The organism is Luteibacter sp. UNCMF331Sha3.1 (genome assembly GCF_900109915.1).
GTDB lineage: Bacteria > Pseudomonadota > Gammaproteobacteria > Xanthomonadales > Rhodanobacteraceae > Luteibacter.
In genome coordinates, this window is record NZ_FOBU01000002.1 from 1,072,478 (window position 1) to 1,093,710 (window position 21,233).

19 protein-coding genes are annotated in these 21,233 nt (G+C 68.8%); 13 read left to right on the top strand and 6 right to left on the bottom strand.

From position 1 onward, the window contains the following. Positions 1–39 precede the first annotated feature (39 nt). The 5 genes from BMX32_RS13300 (at position 40) to BMX32_RS13320 (ending at position 5,013) form a co-directional block, all read left to right on the top strand. Positions 40–1,593 carry a protein adenylyltransferase SelO gene (locus BMX32_RS13300; protein ID WP_089979473.1) on the top strand — a complete coding sequence of 518 codons (1,554 nt, stop codon included), beginning with the start codon at positions 40–42 and terminating at the stop codon, positions 1,591–1,593. A gap of 383 nt (positions 1,594–1,976) precedes the next feature. Next, positions 1,977–3,035 carry a class I SAM-dependent methyltransferase gene (locus BMX32_RS13305; protein ID WP_089979474.1) on the top strand — a complete coding sequence of 353 codons (1,059 nt, stop codon included), beginning with the start codon at positions 1,977–1,979 and terminating at the stop codon, positions 3,033–3,035. Continuing rightward, complete coding sequence (locus BMX32_RS13310) at positions 3,032–3,739, top strand: pseudouridine synthase (RefSeq protein ID WP_089979476.1); 708 nt, start codon at positions 3,032–3,034, stop codon at positions 3,737–3,739. Before BMX32_RS13305 ends, BMX32_RS13310 begins: the two co-directional genes overlap by 4 nt. Positions 3,740–3,851: 112 nt before the next feature. Next, a complete protein-coding gene (gene sodC, locus BMX32_RS13315; protein ID WP_029214094.1) occupies positions 3,852–4,382 on the top strand; it encodes a superoxide dismutase family protein in 531 nt (176 codons plus the stop codon). A gap of 7 nt (positions 4,383–4,389) precedes the next feature. Beyond that, a complete protein-coding gene (locus tag BMX32_RS13320; RefSeq protein ID WP_049808788.1) occupies positions 4,390–5,013 on the top strand; it encodes an alpha-ketoglutarate-dependent dioxygenase AlkB family protein in 624 nt (207 codons plus the stop codon). A gap of 45 nt (positions 5,014–5,058) precedes the next feature. On the opposite strand, the gene BMX32_RS13325 is transcribed toward BMX32_RS13320, so the two are convergent. From BMX32_RS13325 to BMX32_RS13335, 3 genes are all read right to left on the bottom strand, one after another. Further along, a complete protein-coding gene (locus BMX32_RS13325; RefSeq protein WP_049808789.1) occupies positions 5,059–6,117 on the bottom strand; it encodes a GGDEF domain-containing protein in 1,059 nt (352 codons plus the stop codon). A 244-nt stretch (positions 6,118–6,361) separates the two neighbouring features. Continuing rightward, complete coding sequence (locus BMX32_RS13330) at positions 6,362–7,237, bottom strand: oxygenase MpaB family protein (RefSeq protein WP_244511523.1); 876 nt, start codon at positions 7,235–7,237, stop codon at positions 6,362–6,364. A 57-nt stretch (positions 7,238–7,294) separates the two neighbouring features. Beyond that, on the bottom strand, positions 7,295–8,257 hold the full coding sequence (locus BMX32_RS13335) for a CorA family divalent cation transporter (protein ID WP_170843653.1): 963 nt from the start codon (positions 8,255–8,257) through the stop codon (positions 7,295–7,297). Positions 8,258–8,406: 149 nt separating this feature from the next. Here BMX32_RS13335 and BMX32_RS13340 point away from each other — a divergent pair, with 149 nt between their 5' ends. The 4 genes from BMX32_RS13340 to BMX32_RS13355 all read left to right on the top strand — a co-directional run bounded on the left by BMX32_RS13340 (position 8,407) and on the right by BMX32_RS13355 (position 15,750). Continuing rightward, positions 8,407–8,697 (top strand): GNAT family N-acetyltransferase, encoded by a 291-nt coding sequence (locus BMX32_RS13340; protein ID WP_029214096.1) that lies wholly within the window; start codon positions 8,407–8,409, stop codon positions 8,695–8,697. A 72-nt stretch (positions 8,698–8,769) separates the two neighbouring features. Next, a complete protein-coding gene (locus BMX32_RS13345; protein ID WP_089979479.1) occupies positions 8,770–10,824 on the top strand; it encodes an alpha/beta hydrolase family protein in 2,055 nt (684 codons plus the stop codon). A gap of 293 nt (positions 10,825–11,117) precedes the next feature. Further along, on the top strand, positions 11,118–12,665 hold the full coding sequence (locus BMX32_RS13350; protein WP_139206736.1) for a putative bifunctional diguanylate cyclase/phosphodiesterase: 1,548 nt from the start codon (positions 11,118–11,120) through the stop codon (positions 12,663–12,665). Then, on the top strand, positions 12,655–15,750 hold the full coding sequence (locus tag BMX32_RS13355; protein WP_089979482.1) for a ligand-binding sensor domain-containing diguanylate cyclase: 3,096 nt from the start codon (positions 12,655–12,657) through the stop codon (positions 15,748–15,750). Before BMX32_RS13350 ends, BMX32_RS13355 begins: the two co-directional genes overlap by 11 nt. Positions 15,751–15,783: 33 nt before the next feature. On the opposite strand, the gene BMX32_RS13360 is transcribed toward BMX32_RS13355, so the two are convergent. Then, positions 15,784–16,266 (bottom strand): YajQ family cyclic di-GMP-binding protein, encoded by a 483-nt coding sequence (locus BMX32_RS13360; RefSeq protein WP_029214099.1) that lies wholly within the window; start codon positions 16,264–16,266, stop codon positions 15,784–15,786. Between the two features lie 83 nt (positions 16,267–16,349). Between BMX32_RS13360 and BMX32_RS13365 the strand changes: the two genes are divergently transcribed. From BMX32_RS13365 to BMX32_RS13380, 4 genes are all read left to right on the top strand, one after another. Then, entirely contained in the window at positions 16,350–17,525 is a 1,176-nt protein-coding gene (locus BMX32_RS13365; RefSeq protein ID WP_089979484.1) for a BaiN/RdsA family NAD(P)/FAD-dependent oxidoreductase, read from the top strand. Between the two features lie 13 nt (positions 17,526–17,538). Beyond that, entirely contained in the window at positions 17,539–18,420 is an 882-nt protein-coding gene (locus BMX32_RS13370) for an NAD(P)-dependent oxidoreductase (RefSeq protein WP_089979485.1), read from the top strand. A gap of 114 nt (positions 18,421–18,534) precedes the next feature. After that, positions 18,535–18,816 (top strand): hypothetical protein, encoded by a 282-nt coding sequence (locus BMX32_RS13375; RefSeq protein ID WP_029214102.1) that lies wholly within the window; start codon positions 18,535–18,537, stop codon positions 18,814–18,816. A gap of 72 nt (positions 18,817–18,888) precedes the next feature. After that, entirely contained in the window at positions 18,889–19,734 is an 846-nt protein-coding gene (locus tag BMX32_RS13380; RefSeq protein ID WP_244511524.1) for a dimethylarginine dimethylaminohydrolase family protein, read from the top strand. Positions 19,735–19,851: 117 nt separating this feature from the next. Here BMX32_RS13380 and BMX32_RS13385 read toward each other — a convergent pair whose 3' ends face one another. Both BMX32_RS13385 and BMX32_RS13390 read right to left on the bottom strand, forming a co-directional pair. Then, entirely contained in the window at positions 19,852–20,301 is a 450-nt protein-coding gene (locus BMX32_RS13385; RefSeq protein WP_089979487.1) for a YaiI/YqxD family protein, read from the bottom strand. A gap of 4 nt (positions 20,302–20,305) precedes the next feature. Continuing rightward, the gene (locus BMX32_RS13390; protein WP_029214105.1) at positions 20,306–21,181 is read right to left on the bottom strand and encodes a PhzF family phenazine biosynthesis protein; all 876 of its coding nucleotides are present in this window, start codon (positions 21,179–21,181) and stop codon (positions 20,306–20,308) included. Positions 21,182–21,233 lie beyond the last annotated feature (52 nt).

Consider the following 21,233-nt stretch of genomic DNA (forward strand, 5'->3'; position numbering starts at 1 on the left):
TGCCCGGATATTCCTCATAACGTCCCGACCCCATCCCCGATGACCGACCTTCGCTTCGACAACACCTTCGTGCGCGAGTTGCCGGCCGACCTCGACACGTCCAACGTGCAGCGTCAGGTGCTCGGCGCCGCTTATTCGTTCGTCGACCCGACCCCGGTGTCCGCGCCGCGGACGATCGCGGTCGCGACGGACGTGGCCGCCATGCTCGGCATCGATCCGGACGCCGGCGACTTCGCCGAGGTCTTCGCGGGCAACGCGCGCCGCCCGGGCATGACCGGCTACGCCATGGCGTACGGCGGCCATCAGTTCGGGCACTGGGCCGGACAGCTCGGCGACGGGCGGGCGATCTCTCTCGGGGAGGTGCTCACGGCGGCCGATGGCCGCCAGGAGCTGCAGCTGAAGGGCGCCGGCCGCACGCCGTATTCCCGCGGCGCGGACGGACGCGCCGTGCTGCGGTCGTCCATTCGCGAGTTCCTCTGCAGCGAAGCCATGCATCATCTCGGCGTGCCGACGACGCGCGCGCTGTCGCTCGTGGCGACCGGCGACGCCGTGGTCCGCGACGTGATGTACGACGGCCACCCGGCGCCGGAGCCCGGCGCGATCGTCTGCCGCGTGGCGCCTTCGTTCCTGCGCTTCGGCTCGTACGAACTGCCTTCGGCACGCGGCGACGTCGCGCTGCTGCGGCGGCTGGTCGATTTCACCCTGGAACGGCACTACCCGGCATACGCCGGTCTGCCAGGCGAGGAAGGCTACGCCGCGTTCTTCGCCGACGTCTGCGAGCGCACGGCGCGCCTGATGGCGCACTGGATGCGCGTGGGCTTCGTGCATGGTGTGATGAACACGGACAACATGTCGATCCTGGGCCTCACCATCGATTACGGCCCCTATGGCTGGATCGACGACTTCGACCCCGACTGGACGCCCAACACCACGGATCGCGCGCACCGGCGCTATCGCTTCGGCCAGCAGCCGCACGTCGGCTACTGGAACCTCCAGCGACTGGCGCAGGCGCTTTCGCCGCTGTTCGGCGGCGTCGAGGCGCTGCACGCGGGGCTGGCGCGTTACGTCGAGGTCTTCGAGGCATCGGATGCCGCGTTTTCGGCCGCGAAGCTCGGTCTCGCCCAGCCCGACGCGGGCGACGAGGCACTGATCGCCGACCTGCGCGGACTGCTGCTGGCCGGCGGCATGGACATGACGATCTTCTATCGCGATCTTGCGACGGTCGATCTCGACGCGCCGCGCGCGGCGAGCCTCGACGAGGCCTTCTACGACGAGACCGGCCGCGCCGCGGTGGGCGAGGCGCTGCAGGCGTGGCTGCTTCGTTATGCGGCGCGCGTTCGCGCGGACGGCTCACCCGACGCCGGGCGAATCGCCCTGATGCACGCGGCCAATCCCCGCTACGTGCTGCGCAACTACCTCGCGCAGCAGGCCATCGACCGTGCGGAGCAGGGCGACGAAGCGGGTGTCCACGAACTTCTCGACGTGCTGCGGCATCCGTACGACGAGCAGCCAGGCAAGGCGCGCCTGGCGGCCCGCCGCCCCGACTGGGCACGCGAGCGCGTCGGCTGCTCGATGCTGTCGTGTAGCAGCTGACTTCGCGAAAACCGATCGCACCGCCGTGGGCCCCGGCGTACGCCGGGGCGACGGTGAGGCATGGTGCGGCACCTTCGCTACCCGCAGCCCGCTACCGTCCACCCTCGCCGCACGACCCGTCAGCCCGTCGCCGCGCAAGCCACACGCACGACCCGTCGCCCCGGCGCACGCCGGGGCCCACGTCCCCGGTCCTCGCGCAGGCGACACCGCACGACCCGTCGCCCCGGCGCACGCCGGGGCCCACGTCCCCGGTCCTCGTGCAGGCCACACCGCATAACACGTCGCCCCGGCGCACGCCGGGGTCCACGTTCCCGGTCCTCGTGCAGGCGACGGCACGTGCCCGTAGACTATCCGGCTACCCTTTCCCGACGAGGTCGCCCGCGTTGTCCGCCGGTTCTGCTTCCGATGATGCGCTCGAGGCCTTGTTCGTGCCGTTCGCCGCGGGCGATCTGTCATGGCCCAACGACGGCAGCGTGCTGATGCTGCGCGCCCGCGACGGCTTCGCGCTGCGCGAATCGCGGCGGCCGGGCTGGACGGTGCAGCAGTCCTTCCTGCCGGCCGCGGACGCGCTCGCGCGCTCCGGTTTCGAGCCCGTGGTGGATCTGCCCGCGGGGCGTTTCCGCGTCGTGACGGTGTTGCCGACGCGGCAGCGCGAGGAATCGCGCGCGTTGTTCGCGCAGGCCATGGCACGTGTCGCCGCTGACGGGATCGTGGTGGCGAGCGTGCCGAACGCGGAGGGTGCGAAGACGGCCGAGGGCGATCTCGCCTTGCTGGCCGGTGGCGTCGCCACGCTCTCGAAGCACAAATGCCGCGTCTTCTGGACACGCCCCGGCGCGACGCCGGCCCCGGCCCTGATGGACGCATGGCTCGCGCTCGACGCGCCGCTGCCCATCGACGATGGCCGCTTCGTCAGCCGCCGTGGATTGTTCGCGTGGGATCGTGTCGACCGCGCTTCCGCGCTGCTGACCGGCGTCATGCCGGCCGATCTCGCCGGCCGGGCCGCCGATCTCGGTGCCGGCTTCGGCTACCTTGCCTGCACGCTGATCGATCGCTGCCCCGGTATCGCTGCCGTCGACCTCTACGAGGCCGAGGCCCGCGCGCTCGAGCCGGCACGCATCAACGTGGCGGCCGCCGTGTCGCGGGCAGGCCGCGACATCGCGACCACCGTTCGCTGGCAGGATGTGACGCGCGGGATCGACGGCGGCTACGACGTCATCGTGTCCAATCCACCGTTCCATCAGGGGCGCGCCGACGACCCGTCGCTCGGCCGCGCGTTCATCGCCGCCGCCGCGAAAGGGCTGAACGCCCGCGGCCGTTTCTGGATGGTCGCCAATCGCCATCTCGCGTACGAGGCGACGCTCGACGCGTGCTTCGCCACCGTGCGCACCGTGATCGAAAAAGACGGCTTCAAGGTCGTCGAAGCAAAGGATCCCCGTCGATGAAACTCGTGCGCCTGTTGGCGAACCTCGGTTATGGCAGCCGCAAGCAGGTCGCCGACATGTTCCGCGAAGGCCTCGTCACCGATGCCGCCGGCGATGTGCTCTACGCCGACGACAAGGTCGACCACGCCGACGTGCGATTCGATGGCAAACCCCTCGATCCGCCGCAGGGCATGCTGCTGATGCTCCACAAGCCCGTGGGCTACACGTGCTCGCGCAAGGACGTCGGTCGGCTCGTTTACGAGTTGCTGCCGCCGCGTTTCGGCGCACGCAATCCGGTGCTGTCCACGGTGGGCCGCCTGGATCGCGACACGTCGGGCCTGCTGCTGTTCACCGACGACGGCCAGCTCCTGCACCGGATCATCTCGCCCAAGGCGAACGTGGCGAAGGTGTACGAGGCGACGCTCGCTAGCGACCTGCGTGGCGACGAAGCCGCGATCTTCGCGTCGGGCACGCTGATGCTGGAAGGCGAAAAGGATCCCCTCGAGCCGGCGACCATGGACGTGCTCGGGCCGCGCCGTGCGCGCCTGACGCTGACGGAGGGTCGCTATCACCAGGTGCGGCGCATGTTCGCGGCGGTGGGCAACCACGTGGCGGCGCTGGAGCGCGTCGCGTTGGGCGGTCTGTCGCTGGACGGACTGCCGACGGGCGAGTGGCGATTGCTGGATGCGCGCGACATCGCTCGCCTGTTCGGCACGACGACCTGATCTCGCCTTCGGTGGTGGGTGGGAGCCGGGCGACATGCCCGTTTCGTTATGGACGCTCCATGCACGTCCGTTGCAGTATCCGGGGAGTCCGTTCACCCATGGAGTGTGCAAGATGAAGAGAATCGCCGTCGCCATCGCTGGATTGTTCGTCTGCGTGGCCGCCCAGGCCGCCGACAAGAGCGTCACCGTTCCCATGACCCTGGTCACGGCCGACGGCGTGGGTGCCTCGGTCGGCAAGGTCGTCATCACCGAGGGTAAGGGCGGGCTGGTGTTCACGCCCGACCTGAAGGGTCTGCCCGCCGGCGAGCACGGCTTCCATCTGCACGAGAAGCCCAGCTGCGATCCGGGCGAGAAGGATGGCAAGAAGGGCGCCGCACTTGCGGCCGGCGGTCATTTCGACCCGGCGAAGACCGGCAAGCACGAAGGTCCGGACGCGGCCGGCGGCCACGACGGCGACCTGCCGAAGATCGTCGTCGGCGCCGACGGTACCGATACAACGGCGGTCACCGCGCCGAAGCTGGAATCGCTTTCGGTGCTCAAGGGCCACGCCCTGATGATCCACGCCGGCGGCGACAACTACGCCGACGAGCCGGCGCCCCTCGGCGGCGGCGGTGCCCGCATCGCCTGCGGCGTGGTCAAGTAAGGAACGCATGTCGCAAGGCGGTCTTTTCGGCCCCGAACCGCTCGTGATCGTCGACGACGAGCACGGGCGGTTCGCGTATGAGCCCGACGTGATCTCCGAAGCGCAGGCGGCGGCCTGGTTCGACGCGTTGCTCGCGGGCATTCCCTGGGAAGCCCAGAAACGGAGCATGTACGGTCGCGAGGTCGACGTGCCGCGTCTGGTACAGCACTACCGGCTGGCCGAGCCCGGCCTGCCCGCGGTGATCGGCGAGGCGGGGCGCGTCGTCATCGCGCGCACCGGCATACCGTTCACGTCGGTGGGCCTGAACCTCTATCGCGATGGCCAGGATAGCGTCGCGCCGCATAACGACCACATCGAGGAACTGGCGGAGGGCGCGTCGATCGCGTTGCTGTCATTGGGCGCCACGCGGCGCATGACGTTGCGCGAGCGCGAGGCGCCGAAGCGCCGTTTCGACGTCGACATGGTGCCGGGCAGCCTTCTGACGATGAGTTATGCCACGCAGTTCCACTACGACCACGGCATCCCGAAGACGAAGACCCCGGTCGGCCCGCGCATCAGCCTCGCCTTCCGGGTGCGACCCGATGGCAAGGCCGGCGGCCGGCGTTACGTCTCGCAAAGGCGGCCGGTCTGATCGGTGGGCGCCGGCAGACGGGCTCCCACCACGTCCGGCCAGGCGTCAGAACAGATCGATGCTGCCCAGCGCCACCGGCGCCGCGAGCTCCCCGCGAGCGGCCAGGGCCTCGTAGCCGTGAACGCTGTCGCGACCGTGCTGCTTGGCGAAATAGAGCGCCTTGTCCGCACGATCGAGCACGATCTCGGGATAGTCGCTTTCGGTGATGCGTGCATAGCCGACGCTCACCGTGACATGGCCGACCTGCGGGTAGGCATGCTCGCCCACGAAGCCGCGGAAGCGATCGAGGACGTCGTGCACTTCGGCCTCGTCCTGGGCGGCCAGCAGCACCACGAACTCTTCGCCGCCGAAGCGGAAGAGCACGTCGCTCTGTCGGAAACAGGCACGCATCTGTTGCGCGAGCATAAGGATCACCTCGTCGCCGTACACGTGACCGTAGGTGTCGTTGATGCGCTTGAAATGATCGATATCGAGGATTGCGAGGAACAGCGTCGTCTCGCCATCGGCCGCGCTGCCGCACGACGACGGCGCCCGCGCGCGCTGGCGCTGCAGCTTCAGGAGCCGCTGCAGGCGCTGTTCGAAGCTGCGGCGGTTGTACAGGCCGGTGAGCTTGTCGCGTTCGCTGTCGTTGAGCAGGGCGATGTAGTTGCCGTAGATGCGTGCGAAACCCTCGACCATCGAGCGCACGTCGTCGAGCGCGTCCTCCGATTCCAGCATCAGGGCGCCGATGGCGGCATGGTCGCGCTGGATGGGAATGACGAGCCGGCTGATGCCGTCGTCGGTCACGTCGCTGATCGCCTCGAGCATCTCCATCGCGCACACGATCGTGTCGATGGGGTCGCCTTCGCGGCCCGGATCGATGGCTTCCACGACGAGACCGCCGTCGGCTTTGCGCGAGCACACCACGATCGATTCGACCGGGTGCTGCATGCTCTCGCCACGCTTGCACAGGGTGACGCTGTTGACCGGCACCAGCTCGGCGAGCGAGAGCACCACGCTGTGATCGAGCGCGTCGATGTCGCGGTGGTGCGTGAACTCGGCCACGGAGGCGAGCAGGCGGGATTCCGGCAGGATGCCGGCCAGGGCATGCCAGGGCGCTCTCATCGACGCGGCGCCCTCGCGATGGACGCCTCGCAATCTGTGCAACGGATTCGCACCAACCACCTCCCCCGAGTGGGGCGCGTACTCCGCGTCCCTGTGTGCATGCTCATGGCTCGCCCTGCCTACTGCTTCCCCTGAACCTTGATAGCGGCAGATCAGTTCGTAACTTTAGGGCAAAAGACGAAAGAAGTGACGAATGTGTGAAGGACGTCCCGTTTTTCGATCTTCACAAAGATGAAGCGATGTGTCAGGCGTGCGGCGGCCAGTGGCTCAGCAGTCCCGGATCCACACCCACCCGCCGGCACGACCGCGACGCCACCCCTTCCGTCAGTGCCGCACGGAACAGCGGCGCCATGCCGCGCAGCGCGATGGCGGCGAGTCTTGCCTTTCGCAGGTCGCCATCCGTGCGGCCCAGGAGCTGGTTCGCCCAGTCGGGAAGCAGGGCGGCCCCGGCGTGCAGGAACACGTCGCGCGAGAGCCCCGCCAGCGGCACGGGGAGGTCGAGACGCGCCAGGACGTCGAGCACGGTACGCGAGCGCTCGCCGAAAACGAGCGATGGCCGGATGCCCTCGATGTATGCGTCGAGCGCGGCGACCGATCCCGGTACGTCGCGGGCGCCGAGCGCCTCGGCGATGCGTCGCGTCTCGTCGAGGTACGTGTCGGCGATGCGATCGGTGACCTCCAGCGGACCGTAGGTCCGGAAGCCGGCGAGGAAGCTCGACATCTCGCTGACGTGGACCCAGGTCAGCAGGTCCGGATCGTCGGCGGCGTACGGAACGCCGGCCTCGTCGACGCCGCGGACGTGGCGATGGATGGCCCGCACGCGTTCGATCATGTCGTGCGCCGCCGCGGTGGGCGCGTAGGTGGTTGCGCCGACGAACGCCGTGGTCCGGCGCAGGCGTCCCACGAGATCGCCACGAAAGTTCGAATGGTCCCACACGCCGGCCAGCGCACGCGGGTGCAGGGTCTGCAGATAGAGCGCGCACAACCCGCCGGCGAGCATGCCGCAGAAATCGGCATGCATGCGCCACGTCACGCTCGATGGGCCGAAGAGGCCAGGGTCGCCGGGCGGATGGTCGTAGTCGATCGCGCCGGTCTGCGGTCGCGGGAATGCCGTCAGCACCCACCGCCGGATGGGCGCCGAGGCGGGGCGCAACAGGTGGCCGAAGGCGCCCACCGGTCAGTCGCCCGTGAGCCAGCCCCGCCATTTGAAGAACAGCACGGGCAGGAGGATGCTGAGCGCGATGGCGCCGAGTGCGAGCGGGTAACCGTAGGTCCAGTCGAGTTCCGGCATCCGCTTGAAGTTCATGCCCCAGATGCCGGCGAGGATCACCGGAGGAATCGTGGCGACGGAGGTCACCGTCAGCACCTTCATGACGTGGTTCTGGTCGGTGCTGATGAAGCCGAGGCTGGCGTCGAGCAGGAACTGCAGCTTGTTGGTGAGCTGGTCGTCGAACTCGTCGAGCGTGCGCAGATCGTGATCGACCACGCGCAGGCGCAGCTCCACCTCGTCGGACATCCACTCGGGCTTCTTCGCGCGCACGAACGACACGATGCGCTGCACGCCCAGCATCGACGAACGGTTGCGGGCCTGGGCGCCTTCGAGACGGCCCACCTCGAGCATGCAGTTGCGCAGGGCGGGTGTACCGATGCGCTCGCGGGTGAAGATGCGGTCGGACAGTTTCTTCAGGTCGCCCGAGACGTCTTCCATGAGCTGCGCGGAGAGGTTGACGATCGCCTCGATGAGCGTGGCCAGCGCGTCGGCGCTGGACTCCCAACGGTGGCTCCTGCAGCTTTCGCTGGCGAGGTCGAAGGCGGGCGACGCCTCGAAGCGCAGCGTCATCAGCACGCGGTTGGTCACCACGATACCGACGGGTGCCGCGTGATGGCCTTCGCCGCTGTCCGCGAAGTAAGGGATCGACAGATACATCGCGTCGTCGTCGGTGCGGATGCGGCTCGACAGCGCGAGGTTGCCGAGATCGCCCCGCTCGGGCACGCGCAGGCCGGTGATCTCCGCCGCGCACCGGCGCTCCTCCTCGCTGGGGTCGAAGAGGTCGATCCAGATGGGCTTCTGCGGTTTGCCCGCCCCCGGTTTCCATGGGGTGGGGACGCCGCTGTGTCCTTGCTCGTGGATGATCAGCACGTACGAAAGGCCCTGAGAGATCGCAGGAAGTTGCCGGCCATGGGCCGGAGCCTGACGCAGTTTACGCCCGCGGTGTTTGCGCGGCGTGGATGGCGCAACGCCGCGGACGCGCGCATGCTTGCGTGCAGGCCCCTTCCGGAGATAGATCGATGAGCGATGTCGCGAAGCCGTTGGAGATCGTCCACGACGAGACGAACCAGGTGTTCCGGGCCACCGTGGACGGGTACGACTGCGAGGTCGAATACCGTCTGCGAGGCCACACGATGGTGATCACGCATACCGGCGTGCCGTCGCCGGTCGGCGGCCGCGGCATCGCCGCGCTGCTGACGAAGCGCGCGGTCGAAACCGCCGAGGCGAAGCACTGGAAGGTCGAGCCGGCGTGCAGTTACGCGGAGACGTGGTTCCGGCGGAATCCGGAATACGGTCGCCTGCTGGCCTGAGCCCGCGCTCCTGCAACGCTGCCGGGGTACGTGTTAGGTTTCGCCTTCCGAAACACGACCAGGGCACCATCGATGCGTACAAAGTGGATCGCCGCCGCCATCGCGCTTGCGTGCGCGGGCGCAGCTCATGCCGACACGTCTGCGAAGAAGGCGGAGGATCCGCGGATCGCCGCGATCCTCGACTCCCTCGGCAAGGTCCGCACCATCGAATCGGTTTCGCTGTCCCCCGATGCGAAGCATCTCGCCTGGACGGTGAAGACGAACGGCAAGACGGTGCTCGAAGTCGCCGACGCCGACGGTCGTAACGCGCACCGCGTCACGACCACCAAGGGGTGCAGCGAATCGTCCGCGCTGTGGGCGCCGGACTCGCGTCATCTCGCCTTCCTCTCCGACTGCGCCGGCAAGGCGCCCGGCGTGGAGGAGGGCAGGCAGAACGACGTCCATGTCGCCGACATCGGTGCCAAGGGCCCGCCGCAGCGGCTCACGCGCCTCGCCGGCTACGTCGACGGACTCGCATGGCGCCCCGACGGCAAGGCGCTGGCTTTTCTGTACGTGCCGAACGCCACGCGTCGCGCGAGCGCCACGGCCGCGGCGAAGCCGCAGATCGGCGAGATCGGTGTCGAAGGCATCGAAGTGCAGCAGGTCGCCATCGTCGACGCCTCGGGTGGCGCGGTGCGCACGGTCACGCCGGCCGGGATGCACGTCTACGAATTCGCGTTCGCCAACGACGGTGGCCGCATCGCCTACGTCGCGGCCGAACCGCCGGGCGACAACAACTGGTGGATCGCCCGACTCTACGTGCAGCCGACGACGGCCGGCGGCAAGCCGGTCGCGGTGGTCGACACCGTCAAGCTCAACGGCCCGCTCAAGGACATGCAGATCGCCGTGCCCCGGTTCTCGCCGGACGGTTCGCGCATCGCCTTCATCGGTGGCCTGATGAGCGATCAGGGCTCCACGGGTGGCGACATCTGGACCGTGCCTGCGGCGGGTGGCGGCGCGCCGGTCGACGTCACGCCCGGCATCCATACGACGCCCGCCTGGATCGCCTGGGCGGCGGACGACAGGCTCATCGTCGGCGAGCACGCCGCGGGCGTCAGCCGCGTATCGCGCTACGACCTGCCGGCCACCGGGGCGGCGACGGCCACGACGCTGTCCGACCTGCCGATGACCATCGGCGACGGTCGTCTCTCGATGTCGCTGTCGCTGGATGCGGCCGCCACGAAAGCCGCCTTCGTCGGCAGCGCCTTCGAAACCGCGTACGAAGTGCAGGTCGCCGGGCTGGACGGCGCCATGGCGCCGAAGGCCGTCACCGCGTTCAACGCGGGCCTGAAGCCGTCGTGGGGCAAGGCCGAATCGATCTCGTGGAAGAACGAGGGCAACGACGTCCAGGGCTGGCTGCTCTATCCCGCGAACTACGACCCGAAGAAGCGCTACGGCATGATCGTGGCGATCCATGGGGGCCCGGCCGCCGCCGTGACGCCTCGCTGGCCGGGTGTCGGCTACGGCGGTGCCCCGCTATCGGCCCTCGGCTACTTCGTCTTCATGCCCAATCCGCGCGGCAGCTACGGTCAGGGCGAGGCGTTCGTGCAGGCGAATCGCAAGGATTTCGGCTACGGCGACATGCGCGATGTGCTCGCGGGCGTGGACGCCATCGAAAAGACCCATCCGGTCGACGACAAGCGCCTCGGCCTCACCGGCTGGAGCTACGGCGGCTTCATGACGATGTTCGGCGTGACCCAGACCCAGCGCTTCCGTGCCGCGGTGGCCGGCGCGGGCATCTCGAACTGGCAGAGCTATTACGGTCAGAACCTGATCGACCAATGGATGAAGCCGTTCTTCGGCGCCTCGGTGTACGACGATCCGGCGGTCTACGCGAAAAGCTCGGCGATCAACTTCATCAAGCAGGTGAAGACCCCGACGCTGATCGTCGTGGGCGAGCGCGACGCCGAAACCCCGGCCCCGCAGTCGTTCGAGTTCTGGCACGCGCTGCGTGCGCAGGGCGTCCCGACGTCGCTGGTGGTGTATCCGGGCGAAGGCCACGGCTTCGCCCGCGACGAGAGTCGCCGGGACGTCCTGGCCCGCGCGCTGGCCTGGTTCGACCGCTATCTTTCGGCGCCCGCCCGCTGAACCGAGGGTATCCGCCGACCCTCCGAGGGGGTCGACGGATTGCGTTTTTTCGCGGACACAGCATCATGCGGGAGGGAGAGGCCGTCTCAGGGCATCGAAAGACGCCGACGGATTTCGTCGCACGACCTAAAGTCGAGAGAGGGAATGGCCGATAATCCTGGGGACAAGTGGCATTGCGTCCGGCCTTCTCGCGAGGCGGCCGGCGTCGCCCTTGGGTCTTTCGTTGAATCCGCGGGTCGGTCGCCATGCGCGCCGGTCGGCAACGTGTCCCGCAACCCGGGCCGGAGCGTGGCGTGCTGACATATCGTAGTGTCGAGGGCGGCTGGCATGCCGCATCGAATTGCGCCCGCGGGTCCATGTTCGGGGCCGGCGGCGAGTCGGTCTGCACGCCCTTCAGCACCGGCGGCGCGGGCCTGGGCTGGCTGGCGGCCCTGCTGGCCGTCTGCGCCCTGGCGGCCGTGGCCATCGCCTGGCTGCTCGGCCAGCGTCGTCGCCTGCACGCACGCCTGCACGATCCGCGCGAACAGGCCAGCCGCGCGCTGGCCTTCCACGCCTACCACGACACGCTCACCGGCCTGCCGAACCGCGCCTACGTCATGCGCGAGCTCGAACAGGCGCTGGCCGCGCCGGAAACCGCGTCGCTGGCGGTCATGTTCATCGATCTGGACGGCTTCAAGTCGATCAACGACACGCTCGGCCACGAGGCCGGCGACGTCTTCCTGCGCGCCGTGGCCACCTCGCTGCGCAGCAGCGTGCGGGCCCGGGACATCGTGTCGCGCTTCGGCGGCGACGAATTCGTGGTGGTCGTGCAGACCTACGGCGGCATGGAGAACCTGGTGCGGGTCTGCCGCAAGGTGCTCGACCTCGTGTCGAAACCGGTAAGCGTTTCCGGCCAGCTCGTCGCCGTCAGCCCCAGCATCGGGGTGGCCGTGGCCCCCCAGGACGGCCAGCTGGCGGCCACGCTGATCCGCAACGCCGACGCCGCCATGTATGCGGTGAAGGAAACCGGCAAGGCCGACTTCCGGTTCTACGAAGAGGGCATGCTCGAGATCGCCCGCGAGCGCCTGGCGCTCACCGTGGAACTGCGCGAGGCCCTGCAGGCGGGCGAGCTCACGGTCGAATACCAGCCCAAGCGCAACCTGCGCGACGGCACGCTCGCCGGCGTCGAGGCGCTGGCGCGCTGGCACCACCCCACGCGCGGCGACGTACCGCCGTCCGTGTTCGTCGCCATCGCGGAGCGGTCGGGCCTGATCCACGCGCTGGGCGAATACGTGCTGCGCGCCGTGCTCAATCAGGTGCAGGCCTGGGACGCGTCGGGCACCGCCGTCGACTACGTCGCCATCAATCTGTCGATGCACGAGCTCAGCCGCCCGGCCTTTGTCGACACGCTGCATCGTGCCGTGCGCTCCTATGGCGTCGATCCCACGCGGATCCGCTTCGAGCTCACCGAGTCGTCGGCCATGCGCCAGCCGGAAGAAACCATGCGCCAGCTCGTCAAGCTGCGCTCGCACGGCTTCGACCTCCTCATCGACGACTTCGGCGCGGGCTACTGGAACCTCAGCCACCTTCGCGAACTGCCGGTGGGCACCATCAAGATCGACCAGTCGTTCGTGCGTGGCAGCGCCATGAACCTCGCGGATCGCGAAATCACGGAGGCCATCGTCGGCCTCGCCAAGAAGCTGAACATGCGCACCATCGCCGAGGGCGTCGAGACCGAAGCCCAGGCCGACTGGCTGCGCGAGCTCGGTTGCGACATCGGACAGGGCTATTTCTTCGCCCGCCCGATGACCGCCGACGCGTTTAGCCGTTACCTCGCGCCGACACCGGTCTATGCAGGCTGACCGCCTGAAGCGGATCGCTCGTTTTCCGCGTCTTCGAGCACGCCTGATCGCCCTCGCCGGGTGGCTGTGCTGTGCGCTGGCGATGGTGGCGGCCGCGCAGGACGCGCAGCCCGTGGGCGTCGATCCCTGGGCGGTCTACGAGGCCGCGTGGTTCGACACCGTGGGCGTCGCCGACGGCCTGCCGCATTCCACGACCACGGCGATCGTGCAGGATTCGCGCGGTCTCATCTGGATCGGCACCTTCGGCGGTCTGGTGCGCTACGACGGCTACCGCATGCAGGTTTTCGGACAGGAGCCCGACTCCTACGCCGGTGCCGTGCTCCCCGATTCGTACGTGCGCGCACTGATGCCGCTGCCGGACGGCGGCCTGCTGATCGGCACCAACGCGGGCGGTCTCGTCCGGTTCGATCCGGTGAGCATGCGTTTCCACGTGTACCCCGTCGGCCCCGGCGGCACGTCCAACGGAAAGATCTTCGCGATCGCGCGCGCCCGCCAGCCCGGGGTGTTCTGGATCGCGACCGAGAGCGGTGTCGACCGGCTCGAGCTGGCATCGGGCAGGATCACCCGCGAGTCCATGCAGCCCGGCGACGCGAAGGACATGGTGGCGCGCACCTTCGTCGTCAGCGAGGACAAGACCGGTAACCTCTGGGCGGGCACGGACAATGGCCTCTTCGTGCGTCGCACCGGGGGCCACTTCCTGCGCGTGCGCTCGCAGGACCCGAAGGTCGACGAAATCCTCCACGACCAGGTCTGGGCGCTGCTGCAGGGCAGCCACGACCGTCTCTGGGTCGGCACGGGGCAGTCCGGCGCGATCTACATCGATGCGAGCGGCCAGGGCCGCGAGGTGCCCGGCTTTTCGGGCAAGAACGGGCTCGCACGCCGGCGCACCGTGCGCGCGTTCCACGAAACACCGCAAGGCGTGCTCTGGGCGGCCACCGACGGCGCGGGTGTCGTCACCTACGATTACGTCACCGGTCAGCTGCGCACGCTGGCGCATGACGCGGCGATGCCGTCGTCGCTGCCCGGCGACATCACCCGCGACATCTTCCAGGACACCTCGGGCAACATCTGGGTGGCCACCGAGCTCGGCGCCGCGCACTACGACCCGAACGGTCGCAAGGTGTTCTCGGTGCTGCCGTCGCCGCTGGAATCGCACACGCTGTCCAATGCCAACGTGCACGCGGTGTTCGTCGATCCGCGCGGGCGCGTGTGGCTCGGCCTGGGCATGGGCCGCATCGATGTGCTCGACCTGGCCAAGGGCACCATGCGTCACCTCCAGCTCGGTGGCGAACAGGCCGAGCGCGACGTCCAGGCGTTCGTCGTGGCGCCCGACGGCGCCATCTGGGCCGGCGCCCAGGGTATCTCGCGCATCGATCCCGATACCTTCGAGATGCGCAGCTCCATGATCCCGAGCCTCGATGGGCGGCTGATCCTCTCGATGCGGCGGGACGGCGACGACCTCCTGATCGGCGGCTACGACGGCCTGTTCCGTTACGACACGAAGACCGGCGCGGTGACGCAGATGCGCCACGACGACGCCGATCCGAAGAGCCTGGTGGGCGATCAGGTCCGACACATCGTGCGCATGCCCGACGCCTGGTGGTTCGCCACGATCAGCGGCATCAGCATCGCGTACGACGGCGAGAAGAGCTTCGTGAACCTGCGTCACGATCCTGCCAACCCGTCGAGCCTCCCGCACGACTACACCGGGTCGATGGCTTTCGATTCGCGCGGCCGCCTGTGGCTCGGCACGTTCGGCGGCATCGCGTACCTCGACGACTTCAAACCCCGGGGTCCGTTCCGCTTCGGCCTGATCGGTTCGCGCGACGGCCTGACGAACACCAAGATCAACGCGCTGCTGGTGGACCACGACGATCGCATCTGGGCGTCCATGGCCAACGGCGTCGCGATGGTCGAGGCCAGCACGCATCGCGTCGCCGACCTCGGCATCCGCGACGGCCTGCGCATTCCCAGCTACATCCATCGGGCGGCGGCCGAGGCGCCGGGTGGCGAGCTGATGTTCGGCGGCCTCGGCGGACTTACCGTGATTCGTCCCTATTGGGAGGCGCCCGCCGCCGGCCCGGCGCGACTCGCGATCACGCACGTGTCGATCAACGACAAGCCGCTGCCGCTGGACCAGGTGCCGGGCGACGGCGATTCCGTGACGCTCGGAGGCGACGGCCGCAACCTGCGCGTCGATTTCGCGCTGCTCGATTTCCGGGCGCCGCTGGAAACGCATTACGCCTACCGGATGGACGAGGCCGACGGCGCCTGGAATACCGTGGCCCGCGGCATCCCGCCAAGCGCGATCTATACCAACCTGCCCAGCGGCACCTACACGCTGCGCCTGCGCGCGACGGTGAAGGGCCTCGACGCACGTTCGGTGGAGACCTCGGTGCGCGTCGTGGTCACGCCGCGCTGGTACGAAAGCCCGTGGACGCTGCTGCTCGGCGTGGCACTCGGCGTGGCGGTGTTCTTCGGCCTCGTGTCGCTGCGCACGCTCTACCTGCGTCGGCGCGCCGAACTGCTGCAGGCCCAGGTCGACGCCCGTACGCGCGACCTGAAAACCGCGAACGAGCGGCTCGATCACCTGGCGGGCACCGACGAACTCACCGGCTCGCTCAATCGTCGCCGGTTCCTGGAGCAGGCCGAGCGCGTGCGGCAGGGTGCCGCGAACGACGGTATCCCGTTCAGCGTCGTCCTCATCGACATCGACGATTTCAAGGCGGTGAACGACACCTACGGCCATCTGGCCGGCGACACGGTCATCCGCGAGACGATGCGCGTGATTTCGTCGATGTGTCGCGCCGACGATCTCGCCGGCCGATTCGGCGGCGAGGAGTTCATCCTCTGCCTGCCCGGTGCGCTGGCCGAGCACGCGCTGGACATCACGGAACGTGCCCGCCATGCGCTGGGCGCCATGGTGATCGTGCACGGCGACTACCGCATCCGCATCACGGTGAGCGCCGGCGTGGCCATGTGGCGCGCGCCCGAGTCGCTGCATTCGCTGCTCGGGCGGGCCGACGAGGCCCTTTACCAGGCCAAGAACGAAGGCCGCAACCGCAGCCGCATCGCGAGCCTGTAAGGTTCCGTGGGAGCCAGCAGGCTGGCTCCCACCTCAGTCCCGGAAATTCTCGAACTGCAGCGGCAGCTCGATATCCGATTTCTTCAGCAGCGCCATCGCCATCTGCAGATCGTCGCGCTTCTTGCCGGTGACCCGGACCTTCTCGCCGTTGATCTGCGCCTCGACCTTCAGCTTCGCTTCCTTGATCTTCGCGATGATCTTCTTCGCCACGGGCTGCTCGATGCCCTGCTTGACGGTGATCTTCTGCCGCGCCTCGGCGAGGTTGGTCTCGACCTTGCCTTCGTCCAGCGCGCGCAGGTCGATCTGACGGGCGGACAGCCGGGCGCGGAGGATCGGCAGCATCTGCGTCAGCTGGAACTCGTTGTCGGCCTTCTGCGTGATCACGTTTTCTTCGAGCTCGAACTTCGCGGCCGTGCCGCGCAGGTCGAATCGCGTGGACACCTCGCGGTTGGCCTGGTCGACCGCGTTGACGAGTTCGTGCTTGTCGACTTCCGAGACGATGTCGAAGGAGGGCATGGGCGTGGATCCTTGTCGATGGGAGCGGGGCACGAGTTTACGCGAGGGCGGTATCATGTGCGTTTGCACGGCGGATACGAAGCATGGAATACGACGTCCTCGTCGTCGGCGCGGGAGCGGCGGGCCTGATGACGGCCATCGTCGCCGGTGGGCGCGGGCGCCGGGTGCTGGTGGTCGACCATGCGAACCGGGCCGGCAAGAAGATCCTGATGTCCGGCGGCGGGCGCTGCAATTTCACGAACACCGCCACCACGCCGGCGAATTTTCTCTCGGCGAACCCGCATTTCTGCAAGTCGGCGCTGGCGCGCTACACCCCGTGGGATTTCATCACCATGGTCGATCGCCACCGGATCGCGTGGCACGAGAAGGCGCCGGGCCAGCTGTTCTGCGACGAGTCGTCCAAACAGATCGTGCGCATGCTGCTCGACGAATGCGCCGCCGTCGGCGTGCGCGTGGAGACGAGTTGTCCCGTGTCGCGCCTGCGTGCCGTCACCGATGGCTTCGCCTGCGAAACGCCGCTGGGGCACGTGCGCGCCACGTCGCTGGTGGTCGCCACGGGCGGTTTGTCCATCCCCAGCCTCGGCGCGACGGGCTTCGGCTACGAGCTGGCGAAGCAGTTCGGCCACGCTGTGCTGCCGCTGCGGGCGGGGCTGGTGCCGCTCACGATGAGCGGCAAGCACCAGGAACGCTTCGAAGGCCTGTCGGGCGTGGCTCTCCCGGTCGAGGCGCGGGCGAACGGCGCGTCGTTCCGGGAGGCCATGCTGATCACCCACCGCGGCGTCAGCGGACCGGCGATCCTGCAGATCTCGTCGTACTGGGAGCCGGGCGCGGACCTCCGCGTCGACCTTCTTCCGGGCATCGACGCGGGCGAGGCGCTGCGCGACGGGCGCGCGGAGCGCCCCGCGGCGGAACTCAAGACGGTGCTCTCCGGCCTGCTGCCGCGGCGCCTCGCGGAGCGTCTCTGCGAGGTATGGCTGCCGAATCGCCCGATGCGCCAGTACCGCGACGCGGAGCTCAACGACATCGGTGCCCAGCTGGCCGACTGGCCGGTGGTGGCCAGTGGCACGGAGGGCTATCGCACGGCCGAGGTCACCCTCGGCGGCGTCGACACGGACGAGGTGTCGTCGTCCACGATGATGTCCCGTCGACAGCAGGGCCTGTATTTCGTGGGTGAGGTGCTCGATGTCACCGGCCACCTCGGTGGCTACAACTTCCAATGGGCCTGGGCCTCCGGTCATGCCGCCGGCCTGGCCGTCTGAGCGGAGCAGGATCATGCGTATCGGTTTCATCGGTTTGGGCAGCATGGGTGCCGGCATGGCCGGCAACCTCGTCAAGGGTGGCCACGAGGTCACGGTATGGAACCGCTCGCCCGGTGCGGCGCGGCCGCTGGCGGAGCAGGGCGCCAGGGTGGCGGAGAGCGCTACCGCGGCCGCCTCGGGCGTCGAGGTCCTGCACAGCATGCTCGCCAACGACGCGGCGGTGCGCGATGTGTTCCTGGACGGGGGCGTGCTCGACGCGCTGCCGAAGGGCGCCGTGCACGTCAACCACGCGACGATCTCGATCGCGCTGGCGCGCGAACTCGTCGAGGCGCACGAGCGTCGCGGTCTCGGCTACGTATCGGCGCCGGTGTTCGGCCGTCCCGCCGTCGCCGCGGCGGGTGGCCTCAACGTCGTCGCGGCCGGCAAGCCGGATGCCCTGGCGACGGTACAGCCGCTGCTCGCCTTGCTCGGCGCGAAGGTCTGGCCCATGGGCGACGATCCCATCCGCGCCAGCATCGTCAAGATCGGCGGCAATTTCCTCATCGGCACGGCCATCGAGAGCATGGCCGAGGCATCGGCGCTCACCCGCGCCCATGGCGTGTCCGCCCGGGAATTCCTCGAGGTGATGGGCGGTTCGCTGTTCTCGTCGCCGGTCTACACGATCTACGGGGGGCTGATCGCGGAAGAGAAATACACGCCCGCCGGCTTCAAGATGTCGCTCGGCTTCAAGGACATCGGACTGGCACGCTCCGCCGCCGAGGCGGAACGGGTGCCCATGCCGTTCGCCAGCGTCCTGCACGACACGTTGCTGGACGCCATCGGCGCCGGCGACGGCGATCTCGACTGGGCCGGTCTGGCGCGGGTCGCGGCCGCCCGGGCCCATCTGAAGGATTAGGGTCGGAGTTTTCCTGGTGCGTTAAGCGGATTTACGCACGTCTTCACAATCGCTAGCCCGCCGGCTCCGCGACAATCGGGCCGCACGCTGTGTGCGGTTCGCAGGATTCACGTCATGACGGCAAGCTGGAAAAAGGTCTACGAAGGTCAGCACGAGGGGCGCAAGGTCGAGGTCCGCGAGTCGGACGACAACACGTACAAGGTGCTCACCACGCAGACGGTGCACGAGGAAGGCATCGCCTACCAGGACGGGCCGAATTTCGTGCACATCTCGCCCAGCAGCATCGGCGAGCAGGTCGAGAGCGAAGTGATGGCGCGCAGCACGCTCGAAGAAGCGCTGAAGGAGCTCCACTTTTCGCCGGATACGATCAAGAGCATCTGCAGCGGACTGGCTTGACGGACGAGCGCGCGTTTCTGCCATGATGGCGCCTCGTTCCCCTGAAGGCGCACTACCTCCATGGCAGAAACGATGTCCCCGACGATAGAGCGCACCGTTCCGCGCATCCTGATGTGCGCGCCCACGTTCTTCGAGGTCGACTACGTCATCAATCCCTGGATGGATGGCCATGTGCACGACACCTCGAGCGAGCGGTCGGGGCGGCAGTGGGATGCGCTGAAGGACACCGTCTCCCGGCATGCCGACGTCGTGGTGCAGACGCCCGTGCAGGGGCTGCCGGACATGACGTTCTGCGCGAACGCCGGGCTCGTGTTCGGCAACACGTTCGTCCCCAGTCGTTTCCGCCACGCGCAGCGCCGGGGCGAAGAAGCGCCCGATCGGGCCTGGTTCGCGCATCACGGTTTCGACATCGTCGATCTTCCCGACGGCATGCTCTTCGAGGGCGCGGGTGACGCTCTTTTCGATCGCGGCGTCGCGCGTCGCCTGTGGCTGGGTCACGGTCACCGATCCGACGTCGCGGCCGGCCCCGCGCTGGCGCGCCTGCTCGACGTGGAGGTGCTGCCGCTGACGCTCGTGGATCCGCGCTACTACCATCTGGACACGTGTTTCTGCCCGCTGCCCGATGGCTACACGCTGTACTTTCCCGACGCGTTCGACGCGGCATCCCTCGATCGCATCGAGCAACACGTGGCGCCGGCCCTGCGTATCGCGGTGGACGCGCACGACGCGGCATCCTTCGCGTGCAACGCGGTGAGCACGGGGCGCGTGGTGATCCTCAACCGCGCCAGCGGTGATCTTCGCGCGCGCCTCGAGGCGGCGGGATTCATGGTCATCGAAGTCGCCCTGGACGAATTCATGAAGGCCGGCGGCGCGGCGAAGTGCCTGACCCTGCGGCTGGATGAGCTGACGAACGGATAGCTGGCGGCCTGGCTACCTTCGGGCGGGAGCCAGCCTGCTGGCGATGGTTGCTCGCGATGAAGCCACCGGCCGCCGGGTGGGAGCACCCTTCGCGCGCGAGCGCGCTCCCACGGAAAGCTACGACCGCCGCCGCGCGAGCCACTTGTCGAGCTCGTTGGCGAAGGCCTGGCGGTCGCGCGGATGCATCGCCGCGGGGCCGCCGGTGTCCACGCCGGCCCCGCGCAGTTCCTCCATGAAGTTGCGCATCGACAGGCGTGCGGCGATGGTGTCCTTCGTGAACATCTCGCCGCGCGGGTGCAGCGCCAGCGCGCCCTTTTCGATGGCGAACGACGCCAGCGGAATGTCCTGGGTGACGACGAGGTCGCCCGGCTCGACGCGGCGCACGATCTCGTCGTCGGCCACGTCGAAACCGCCCGGCACCTGCAGCGCGCGGATGAAGCGCGACGGGGGCGTCCGGATCCACTGGTTGGCCACGAGGGTCACCTCTACCTGCTCGCGGTCGGCGGCACGGAAGAGGATGTCCTTGATGACGTTGGGACAGGCGTCGGCGTCGACCCAGATGCGCATGGCGTCAGGCGTCCTGCCAGTCCACGTGGCCGTCGACGATCGTGTTGGTGCGGCCGCCCACCCAGACGGCGTCGCCGTCGATGCGGATGATGATGCGCGCGTCGTGGCCGACTTCCCGGCCCTGGCTCACCACGTAGCCGCGTGCGAGCGTCCCGCTCGTGTCGCGCTGGGCGATGTAGGCGGCGATCAGGCCGTTGGCGGCGCCCGATGCGGGGTCCTCGACGATGCCGACGCCGGCCGGGAAGGCGCGAACCGCCAGACCGTCGGCGGAGCGCGCGAAGATGCACAGCCCGAGGGTATCCGTGGCCATGGCGAGCGCGCGGATCGCCGCGTGGTCCGGTTGCCAGCTGCGCAGGGCCGCCTCGTCGGCGAATTCGGCGATCCACCAGCGGCGCCCGCCCTCGACGCAGGCCGGCGGCAGCAGGCCCGGCTTCACGCCGTAGAGCACGGCGGACAGCGTCTCGCCGCCGCGCGATGCGTCGCTCACGATGCGCGCCTTGGGCGACTGCACGAAGAGCTCGCGCGCTGTGCCGTCTCCCTCGACCCGGATCGGCAGCACGCCGGCGCCGCATTCCTGCCACACGATACCGGCGGCGTCCGGGCGGACCATGCCCGCGTCGAGCGCCGCGTGCGCGCTGCCGATGGTCGGGTGACCGGCGAACGGAATCTCCTTGGTGGGCGTGAAGATACGCGCGCGGTAATCGGCGCCTTCCGCTCTGGACGGCAGCAGGAAGGTGGTCTCGACGAGGTTGGTCCAGTGGGCGAAGCGTTGCATGCGCTCGTCCGACCAGCCGTCGGCGTCGATGACGACACCGAGCGGGTTGCCGCCACCATGACGGGCGGCGAAGACGTCGAGCTGCTTGTAGCGGATGAGGGGCATCGGGGGGAACCGGGGCGGGGAGACCGCCATGATAGCCGTCCGCGGCCGGCGG

What these genes read in the sequence shown, in the direction of transcription:
- BMX32_RS13365 (WP_089979484.1), top strand. Translation starts at nt 16,350, where the DNA reads ATGGAATACGACGTCCTCGTCGTCGGCGCGGGAGCGGCGGGCCTGATG.
- BMX32_RS13310 (WP_089979476.1), top strand. Translation starts at nt 3,032, where the DNA reads ATGAAACTCGTGCGCCTGTTGGCGAACCTCGGTTATGGCAGCCGCAAG.
- BMX32_RS13375 (WP_029214102.1), top strand. Translation starts at nt 18,535, where the DNA reads ATGACGGCAAGCTGGAAAAAGGTCTACGAAGGTCAGCACGAGGGGCGC.
- sodC (WP_029214094.1), top strand. Translation starts at nt 3,852, where the DNA reads ATGAAGAGAATCGCCGTCGCCATCGCTGGATTGTTCGTCTGCGTGGCC.
- BMX32_RS13320 (WP_049808788.1), top strand. Translation starts at nt 4,390, where the DNA reads ATGTCGCAAGGCGGTCTTTTCGGCCCCGAACCGCTCGTGATCGTCGAC.
- BMX32_RS13390 (WP_029214105.1), bottom strand. Translation starts at nt 21,181, where the DNA reads ATGCCCCTCATCCGCTACAAGCAGCTCGACGTCTTCGCCGCCCGTCAT.
- BMX32_RS13370 (WP_089979485.1), top strand. Translation starts at nt 17,539, where the DNA reads ATGCGTATCGGTTTCATCGGTTTGGGCAGCATGGGTGCCGGCATGGCC.
- BMX32_RS13345 (WP_089979479.1), top strand. Translation starts at nt 8,770, where the DNA reads ATGCGTACAAAGTGGATCGCCGCCGCCATCGCGCTTGCGTGCGCGGGC.
- BMX32_RS13340 (WP_029214096.1), top strand. Translation starts at nt 8,407, where the DNA reads ATGAGCGATGTCGCGAAGCCGTTGGAGATCGTCCACGACGAGACGAAC.
- BMX32_RS13360 (WP_029214099.1), bottom strand. Translation starts at nt 16,266, where the DNA reads ATGCCCTCCTTCGACATCGTCTCGGAAGTCGACAAGCACGAACTCGTC.
- BMX32_RS13300 (WP_089979473.1), top strand. Translation starts at nt 40, where the DNA reads ATGACCGACCTTCGCTTCGACAACACCTTCGTGCGCGAGTTGCCGGCC.
- BMX32_RS13325 (WP_049808789.1), bottom strand. Translation starts at nt 6,117, where the DNA reads ATGAGAGCGCCCTGGCATGCCCTGGCCGGCATCCTGCCGGAATCCCGC.
- BMX32_RS13385 (WP_089979487.1), bottom strand. Translation starts at nt 20,301, where the DNA reads ATGCGCATCTGGGTCGACGCCGACGCCTGTCCCAACGTCATCAAGGAC.
- BMX32_RS13355 (WP_089979482.1), top strand. Translation starts at nt 12,655, where the DNA reads ATGCAGGCTGACCGCCTGAAGCGGATCGCTCGTTTTCCGCGTCTTCGA.
- BMX32_RS13380 (WP_244511524.1), top strand. Translation starts at nt 18,889, where the DNA reads ATGTCCCCGACGATAGAGCGCACCGTTCCGCGCATCCTGATGTGCGCG.